Source organism: Streptomyces viridosporus (assembly GCF_002078235.1).
GTDB lineage: Bacteria > Actinomycetota > Actinomycetes > Streptomycetales > Streptomycetaceae > Streptomyces > Streptomyces viridosporus.
Map to the genome: position 1 here is coordinate 1 of NZ_MSGP01000478.1, position 8,198 is coordinate 8,198.

The 8,198-nt window shown below is 71.5% G+C and carries 7 protein-coding genes and 1 pseudogene; 4 read left to right on the forward strand and 4 right to left on the reverse strand.

The genetic code is table 11. The annotated features are described in order from the left end of the window. Both B7L92_RS29640 and B7L92_RS29645 read right to left on the reverse strand, forming a co-directional pair. Positions 1-757, reverse strand: a 757-nt coding sequence (locus B7L92_RS29640) for a thiolase family protein (protein ID WP_304364721.1), incomplete at its 3' end; no start/stop codon positions are given. 11 nt (positions 758-768) lie between these two features. Further along, entirely contained in the window at positions 769-1,929 is a 1,161-nt protein-coding gene (locus tag B7L92_RS29645) for a CaiB/BaiF CoA transferase family protein (RefSeq protein ID WP_081240438.1), read from the reverse strand. Between the two features lie 258 nt (positions 1,930-2,187). On the opposite strand from B7L92_RS29645, the gene B7L92_RS29650 reads away from it, so the two are divergent. The 4 genes from B7L92_RS29650 to B7L92_RS29665 all read left to right on the forward strand — a co-directional run bounded on the left by B7L92_RS29650 (position 2,188) and on the right by B7L92_RS29665 (position 6,028). Beyond that, positions 2,188-2,904 (forward strand): TetR/AcrR family transcriptional regulator, encoded by a 717-nt coding sequence (locus B7L92_RS29650; protein ID WP_081240439.1) that lies wholly within the window; start codon positions 2,188-2,190, stop codon positions 2,902-2,904. 124 nt (positions 2,905-3,028) lie between these two features. Continuing rightward, complete coding sequence (locus tag B7L92_RS29655) at positions 3,029-3,538, forward strand: DUF4334 domain-containing protein (RefSeq protein ID WP_081240440.1); 510 nt, start codon at positions 3,029-3,031, stop codon at positions 3,536-3,538. Then, complete coding sequence (locus B7L92_RS29660; protein ID WP_081240441.1) at positions 3,535-4,626, forward strand: NAD(P)-dependent alcohol dehydrogenase; 1,092 nt, start codon at positions 3,535-3,537, stop codon at positions 4,624-4,626. The genes B7L92_RS29655 and B7L92_RS29660 overlap by 4 nt, the downstream gene beginning before the upstream one ends. A gap of 205 nt (positions 4,627-4,831) precedes the next feature. Further along, positions 4,832-6,028, forward strand: a complete 1,197-nt coding sequence (locus tag B7L92_RS29665) for a TetR/AcrR family transcriptional regulator (protein WP_081240442.1) — start codon at positions 4,832-4,834, stop codon at positions 6,026-6,028. 126 nt (positions 6,029-6,154) lie between these two features. Here the strand turns inward: B7L92_RS29665 and B7L92_RS29670 are convergent, their stop codons facing one another. Together B7L92_RS29670 and B7L92_RS41665 are read right to left on the reverse strand one after the other, a co-directional pair. After that, a complete protein-coding gene (locus B7L92_RS29670; protein ID WP_081240443.1) occupies positions 6,155-7,354 on the reverse strand; it encodes an oxygenase MpaB family protein in 1,200 nt (399 codons plus the stop codon). 552 nt (positions 7,355-7,906) lie between these two features. Next, a pseudogene (locus tag B7L92_RS41665) lies at positions 7,907-8,198 on the reverse strand (hypothetical protein); the annotation flags it as partial.

The window sequence follows — 8,198 nt, forward strand, 5'->3', positions numbered from 1 at the left end:
GGACGTGGTCGATCCTCTCGACCCAGTGGTACTTCTGCAGCGCCACCGCGTCGAAGCCGCCCAGTTCGCCGATGTCCGCGAAGGACGGCTTGAGGGCCGCGAGGGAGTCGGCGGTGGTGCCGGGGCGCATGTGCTCGTCGTGGTCGAGGACGACCAGGCCGCTGCGGTCCTTCACCGGCACGACGGACCGCTCGAAGCGGTTCTCCTTCCAGGCGGTGGCCGCGCGCTCCTGCGACAGCGCCGCGTACGCGTCGACGTCGCGCCGGGAGAAGCCCTCGAGGGTGGCGATCAGGTCGGCGCCGATGCCCTGCGGCACGAAGTCGACCTCGAGGTTGGTCATCGGGTCGTTGAACCAGGCGCCGCCGTCGGAGGCCATCGGCACCCGGGACATCGACTCCACGCCGCCCGCCAGGACCAGGTCCTCCCAGCCCGAGCGCACCTTGGCGGCGGCCAGGTTGACGGCCTCCAGACCGGAGGCGCAGAAGCGGTTCTCCTGCACGCCGGCCACCGTGTCGGGCAGCCCGGCGGCGATGGCGGCGATGCGGGCGATGTCGGAGCCCTGGTCGCCGACGGGCGAGACGACGCCGAGGACGATGTCGTCGATCGCCGCCGGGTCGAGGTCCGGGAAGCGGGCGCGGATCTCGTGGATGAGGCCGACGACCAGGTCGATGGGCTTGGTGCCGTGCAGGGCGCCGTTCGCCTTGCCGCGACCGCGCGGGGTGCGGATCGCGTCGTACACGTACGCTTCGGTGCTCACGGGGAGGCCTTTCACTGAGGGTTCGAGGACGAGGACAGCAGTCGGGGTACGTCCCAGTCGCGGGCCACGTCGTCGGTGTCGGCGCCCGGCCGGGCGGGCCCGGTGCGGACGGTGGCGGGGGTCGCGGAGAACCGCGGGGCCGGTGCGGGCTGGGTGATGCCGCCGTGGTCGGTGAAGGTCCCGCGGGCGGCCAGGTGCGGGTGGTGCGGGGCCTCGCGCAGGGAGAACACGGGTGCCACACAGGCGTCGGAGCCCTCGAAGACGGCCGTCCACGCGTCGCGGGTGCGGGTCCTGAAGCGGGCGGCGACCTGCTCGCGCAGCTCCGGCCACCGGGTGACGTCCGCGTGGGCGGCGGCCCGGTCCTCGATGCCGAGCAGGCGCAGGAACTCGGCGTAGAACCGCGGCTCCAGCGCGCCCACCGCCATGTGGCGGCCGTCGGCCGTCTCGTACGTGCCGTAGTACGGGCAGCCGCCGTCGAGGAGGTTGGCGCCGCGCCGGTCCTGCCAGGCGCCGGCGGCGAGCATGCCGTGGATCATCGCGGAGAGGTGGGAGGCGCCGTCCACGATGGCGGCGTCGACGACCTGTCCGGTGCCGGTGGCGCGCGCGTGGTGCAGGGCGGCGAGGACGCCGACGACGAGGTAGAGGGAGCCGCCCGCGTAGTCGCCGAGGAGGTTGGCCGGGACGGCCGGGGGCCGGTCCGGGTCGCCGATCATGCCGAGGGTGCCGGTGGGGGCGAGGTACTCGATGTCGTGTCCGGCCCGGGACGCGAGGGGGCCTCGCTGGCCCCAGCCGGTCATCCGGCCGTACACCAGTGCGGGGTTGACGGCCATGCACTCCTCGGGGCCGACCCCGAGCCGCTCCGCGACACCGGGTCGGTACCCCTCCACCAGGATCTCGGCGCGCGCCGCCAACGCCCTTACTGTTCCCGGCCCTTCGGGCGACTTGAGGTCGACCAGGACGGAGCGCTTGTTGCGGTTGGTGACGTCGTACGCCGGATCACCGCCGAGCGGCGAGGGGCCGGGGCGGTCCACGCGGACGACGTCGGCGCCCAGGTCGGCGAGGAGCATGGCGGCGAACGGGCCGGGACCGATCCCCGCCAGTTCGACCACGCGCACGCCGTCCAGCGGGCCCGTCACGTCGCTGCCGGGAAGGCCGGTGGGGTGCCGGCTCATGGGTTCCCCTCTCGGTGCAAGGCGGACTCACCGCCGCCACCCGGAACTTACTGAGCGTTCGCTAAAAAGTAGAAGCGTGCTGTCGGTCGGTCAACTCCCCTTACAACAAGTGTTTTTATGGATCTATACCAGGGAAGTGACCTCACGCCGGACGCCGGATGCCAGTTCTCCTGATCGATCGCTAAGCAACTGGAGGGAGGCTTTTCGGACTCACGGCCGTACGATGTCGCCGATCGCTGCCCGTCCCGAGGAGAGTCGTTGAACACCGAGCCGAGCCAGGACCCCCCTCCCCCGGCGGAGCGCTGGCGCTCCTACGGACCGCTCGACCTGCACCCGATCCTGCTGCACGCCATGGAGGCCTTCAACGAACACGGCTACCACGGCACTTCGGTCCGGGACATCGCCGGCCGGGTCGGCGTCACCGTGCCCGCGCTGTACTACCACTACGAGAACAAGCAGGCCCTGCTGGCCACACTGCTGGAGACGTCCATCAAGGACGTCCTGGACCGCTGCCGGGCCGCGGCGAGGGAGGCCGGGGACGATCCGCTGGCGCGGTTCTGCGGCATGGTCGAGTCGATCGTGCTCTACATGGCCCACCGTCAGCAACTGGCCTTCCTGGACACCGAGATCCGCAGTCTGGAGCCCCAGAACCGGGCGCGCTACGTCGCCCTGCGGGACTATCTCGAGCACATGCTGCTGGACACGGTCGAGGCGGGCCGCGTCCAGGGTGTGTTCACCACGCCGATCCCGGCCGATGCGGTGCGTTCGGTGCTCGTCATGTGCCAGGGGGTCGCCAACTGGTTCCGCGAGGACGGTCCGCTCACCGCGGAGGAGGTCGCCGAGCGCCACGTGCTGCTGAGCCTCGGCACCGTGGGCCACCCCGGCGCGGTCACCGGCGACCTCCCGCTCCCCCGGCGCTCCTCCCTCGCGCGGGCCTCCGCCCCCCGGGGTTCCGCTCCGCGCACCTCCCGGTGACGCGGCGGGGACCCGCTCCCGCCGGTCGGCAGCGGTCGGGGCGACCGTCTCCGACGCATCACGCGCCGGCAACCTCCTGCCGTTCCACTTCTACCGTGTCAGCACCGACGAGAGGACACCCCGCATGGACATCCTCGAGGCCCGCGCCCGGTTCCAGGACCTCCGGGAGAAGGACGGCCCGGTCGACCCCTCGGAACTCGACGAGATCTGGGCGGCATTGGCCACCGTCCGCCCCGAGGAGATCCTCGGTGAGTGGAAGGGCGGCGAATTCCGCACCGGTCATCCCCTCAATGGCGCGCTGGCGAAGGCCGGCTGGTACGGCAAGACGTTCGTCGCCGTGCACGACGCCAAGCCGCTGATCTGCCGGAACGCGACAGGTGAGCTGTACTCCGACCGCGAGCTCGGCAAGGGCGAGGCCAGCCTGTGGACCGTCGAGTTCCGCGGTGAACCGACGGCCACCATGGTCTACGACGGCCAGCCGGTCTTCGACCACTTCAAGCAGGTGGACGACACCACGCTGATAGGAATCATGAACGTCAAGGGGACCCCCGCCGAGGGCCCCTTCTTCTACTTCTTCCTCGAGCGCGTCCCCGAGGTCCCGCACGGGGGCCCGCGTGCCGGAGAGGGCTCGTGAGGCGCGTCCGCGCTGCGGTCGTCGAGGCGCCGGGCGCCCCCTTCACCCTCCGGGACGCGGACCTCGAGGACCCACTGCCGTGCGAGGTGCTGGTGAGGATGACCGCGGTCGGCGTCTGTCACACCGACCTGGTGATGCGGGACACCTGGCCCCGGCAGCTCACCCCAATGGTCTTCGGCCACGAGGGCACCGGTCGAGTCGAGGCGGTGGGCGCGGAGGTGACCGGCGTCGCGCCGGGGGACCATGTCTGCCTCACCTTCGCCAGTTGCGGCACCTGCGAGCAGTGCGCGGCGGGCCATCCGGCCTACTGCCACGCCGCGCAGGCCCGGAACTTCTCCGGCGGACGCGACGACGGCACCACTGCGCTCTCCCTCGACGGCACACCGCTCCACGCCGGCTTCTTCGGCCAGTCCAGCTTCGCCACGCACGCCGTCGTCCACGAACGCGGCGTCATCAAGGTGCCCTCCGACCTGCCGGCCGCGGTCGCCGCGCCGTTGGGCTGCAGCGGCCAGACGGGAGCGGGCACCGTGCTCAACCGACTGCGCCCCGAACCGGGCTCCTCGCTGGTCGTCCTGGGCGTGGGCGGGGTCGGCCTGAGCGCGCTGATGGCCGCGGTGGCCGTTGGCTGTGACCCGGTGGTGGCCGTCGACCCGATCGCCTTCCGCCGCGCCCTGGCCGTCGAACTCGGCGCCAAGGCGGCCCTGGCCCCCGGGAACGGTCTGGTCGCGGCGCTGCGCGACCTCACCGGCGGTGGTGCGCACCACGTCGTCGAGACCACCGGCCGTCCGGAGACGGCCCGCCAGGCCATCGGCGCGCTGCGCCCGCGCGGCGAACTCGCCCTGCTCGGCCTCGGCGGTGAGGTGACGTTCGACGTGATGGGCCTGCTCTCCAAGGGCGTCCGTGTCCACGGGGTGATCGAGGGCGACTCCGACCCCGGCCGCTTCCTCCCCGAGCTGATCGGCCTGCACAGGCGTGGCCTCTTCCCGATCGAGCGACTGGTCACCACGTTCCCGTTCGAGGACATCGACGCGGCCGTGACCGCCATGCGGGACGGCAGTGTGGTGAAGCCGGTCCTCACCTTCACCTGACCGTCCGCTCCGGCGCCGGGGACGGCGGTGCCGGACGACGTGTCCCCGCCGGAGTGCCGGCAGCCGCCCACCGCGCCGACAGTCGGCGCGGGCCGTTCACGTCGGGCGGCACGACACCGCGCGGGAAGTGATCCTGGAGGCGCGTCCTGGGCGGTCCGCGTCGAAGGAGCCCGGCCTTCTGAGGGCGTGTGATTGACTGATTCGCATGGCTCCCGCCTCCCCGTCCGCCCGTTCGGCCGCGACCGCCCGTCCGACCGCGGCCACTCGGCCCCGCAACCGCAGGCAACTCATCGTCGACGCGGCCGGGCGGGTCTTCAGCGAGCGCGGCTACCACAAGGCGTCCATGGAGGAGGTCGCCGCCGGTGTGGGCATCACCGCGGCCGCCCTGTACCGGCACTTCCCGAACAAGTACGCGCTGTTCGCCGAGTGCGCCCACGTCATGGTGGACGGACTGGTCGCCGCGCTCGACGAGGTGCCGTCCGAGGCTCCCCTGGCGGACGTGCTCACCGCCATCGCCCGGGTCACCGTCGCTCATCGCGCGTCGGGCGGTGTGTACCGGTGGGAGGCCCGGTACCTCGACCGCGAGGACCGCCGACGTCTCGGGGTGAAGTTCGGTCGCCTCGTCGAGCGGGTCGACGAGGCGGTACAGCGCGAGCACCCACTGCCCGACGAGCGGCTGCGGGCCACGGCGGCCCTCGGTGCGATCGGGTCGATCACGATGCATCACACCTCCATCGCCCAGCGCCGGGCCGAGGACCTGCTGCTGGCGTGCGCACTGGGGGTGGCCGCGACCGATCCGGCGGCGGGCCGGCCGGGCGCCCACCCCGTCGAACTTCCCGCTCGGCCGGTGCCGCGCACGCGACGCGCGGAGATCCTCGCCGCCTCCATCCCGCTGTTCGCTCGGGACGGCTTCGCCAACGTCACGAACGGACAGATCGCGGAGGCGGTGGGACTGACCCCGTCCGCGCTCTACCGCCATTACGCCGGCAAGATCGACATTCTGGCGGCGGCATGTCTTCAGGCAGCGGGACTGCTGGCCCAGGGTGTGGAGCGGAGTCTGCACGAGGTGGCCGGTCCGCGGGACGCCGTCGTCGCGCTGGCAGCAACATATGTCGCCTACAGCTTCGAGTACACCGAGCTCAACAGCGTCGCCGAGGCCGAACTCGCCGGCTTGCCGGCCGACCTGCGGCGGCCCCTGGTCCTCGCGCAGCGGGAACACATCGCCGTCTGGGAGCAGCAGTTGCGGCTGGCCCGTCCGGAACTCGGCCCGCACCAGGCCCGTGTGCTGGTGCACGCGGGGTTCGGTGTCGTGGTCGAAGCGGGACGCAGACTGCGGTGGCAGGACAGCCCCGACCATCGTGAGGCCGTGACCGCTCTGGTCGTGGGCGCTCTGGGTCTCTGAACGGCCGTCGGAACCCGGCAACGACGAGGCGCCGCGTCGTGAAGCGTCACGTGCGAGAGCCGCCCTGGTGCCCGCACCTCGGCCCGACTGCCGCGGAGCGGGCACAGGTGGGACCGGATCGACGGCTCAGCCCGGCCTGTTACCGGTGGGGATCGTGATGGGGGTGGTGGTTCCGGAGGAGCCCTTGTTGAGGAACAGCATGGCCAGGGCGCGCACGAACTGGTCGATCATGTAGAAGGTGCCGGGCATGACGGGCGACAGCCCCTCACGGAACAGGATGTACGCCGGCCATGCGGTGCGGACCAGGGCCGCCGACGCGTAGTCGCGCTTCAGGCCCAGCCAGTCGCCGACCTCGTCGCTGAGGACGTAGCGCACGAACTCGTTCAGGAACCCGCGCGTGACGCCGAGGTCGATCTGCGCGGTCAGGCCGAGCAGTTCCTCGGCCAGCTTGATGCCCTCGGTGGACGGGGAGAGGATCGGGGTGAGCACCTGCGCCGACTGCTTCTCGGCGGCCGCCCACGTCCGGGGAATGTGCTCGTACGGCACGCCGAGCAGGTGGATGGCGACCTGCCACGAGTGCAGGAACGCCTCCTGGTCCGCGGCCGGGAACGGGATCCTCCAGTCGAGCAGCTTCCTGTACACGTAGGTGCCCAGGCTGTGGAAGGTGACCAGGATGTCGGCGGCGCTGATCGGGATGGTCTCGTCGGCGACCGCCCGCCAGTGCGGTGACTGCGGCAGCAGGTGACGCACCGCGGCGTGCACCACGCGCGTCTTGTTGGCGGTGACGACGAACTGTCCCGTCGGTTTGAACGCTCCCAGTTCGGACAGGTCGTAGCCGAACGTGAACGTCTTGGCCGCGCGGTCCTGCATGTCGGCGCCACCCGCGGACCAGTAGACGCTCTTGGCCTCGCGTGGAATCACGGTGCTCATGATTCCGCTGCCGAGGCCGTACAGCATGAAGAGGTACGTGTCCCTGCGCCGGTTGAAGTCGGCGGCGCGGTCCAGCTTGGCGGGGTCGGCCCAGGAGGGCAGCCGGTTGACCTGCCGCAGGTATGCGGCGAATTCGCCCGGCAGGCCGCTGGGCAGCGGGTCGTTGTTGTTCACCCACGACGCCCAGGCGGTGTTGATCGCCGGCACGTGGCCGTTGTCGAGCATCGAAGCCATCAGCGGGTCCGCCGCGTCGTCCCAGATCCACTCCGGACCGGTCCCCGCGGCGGCGCCGGCCGCCGAGCCCGTCGACGCCCACGCCTGGACGGGGTTCGCCACGCCCACGAGGCCGAGTGCGACACCGAGGGACAGAGCCTTTCGCCTGCTGAGGTTCTCCATTGACTTACCTGCTTCCCTGAAGGGGCCGGATGGTTCTAGATGCCTTCGCAGACCTGTCAGTTGCGCGACCAACGCGGATGAGGCTTGTCGCACGGATGTGATTTTCAATTAACATAGCGATGTGCGTTGCTGTCGGCAATGGTGGTGACCGAGGACCCGTCGCCAATCTCGAGCCACGGCCCACCGGTTCCTTTCCGGCACGATGGCCGGCGGCATCCCGGCATCCGCGCTCCGCCCGTCGGTGACGGAGCGGCTCGGAACGGTCTTCCAGGGGCCGCCACGCTCGGCGCGCGGCCGGGAGGCCCCTTGTCCCGGAACTGCGCCGGCCTCTCAGGACTCCTGACGAAGTGATCTCCGGCAGACCGGGTTCCTGCTGCGACGTCATCGGACAGCACGGGGCGATGAACTCCGACGAGCCGGCGCATCGAGGGCCGAAGGTGCTCGATACGGCACCGCCGCTCAGACTGGAGGAGCGGGCATGGGGGCTCGTTCTCTCAACCAACAGCCGGACCCGGCGCGGGCGCAGGCGAACACAGCGTCAGATGGGGCCCATTACCTGCGACCGGCCCTGTGGAACAGCCTGCTCCGCCGTCCCGACCAGTGCAGGTGGGCGAAGGTGCGCTGTACGACCCGGCGTCGAGCGCCCAAGCCGGAGCCGTACTCGGTGCCCAGGCGGGCGATCAGCGGCTTCACGTCAAGATCCAGGGTCAGGCGGCGGTACTCGTCGTGGCCGTAGGCACGTTCGCCCGGGGCCGCGTTCGGGCGGTGCCGGGGCCCTGTCCAGGGTGGGGCGGGGTCGATGCCACAGGTCCGGTCCCCCGCCCTCCGGCTCCGGCTCCGGCTC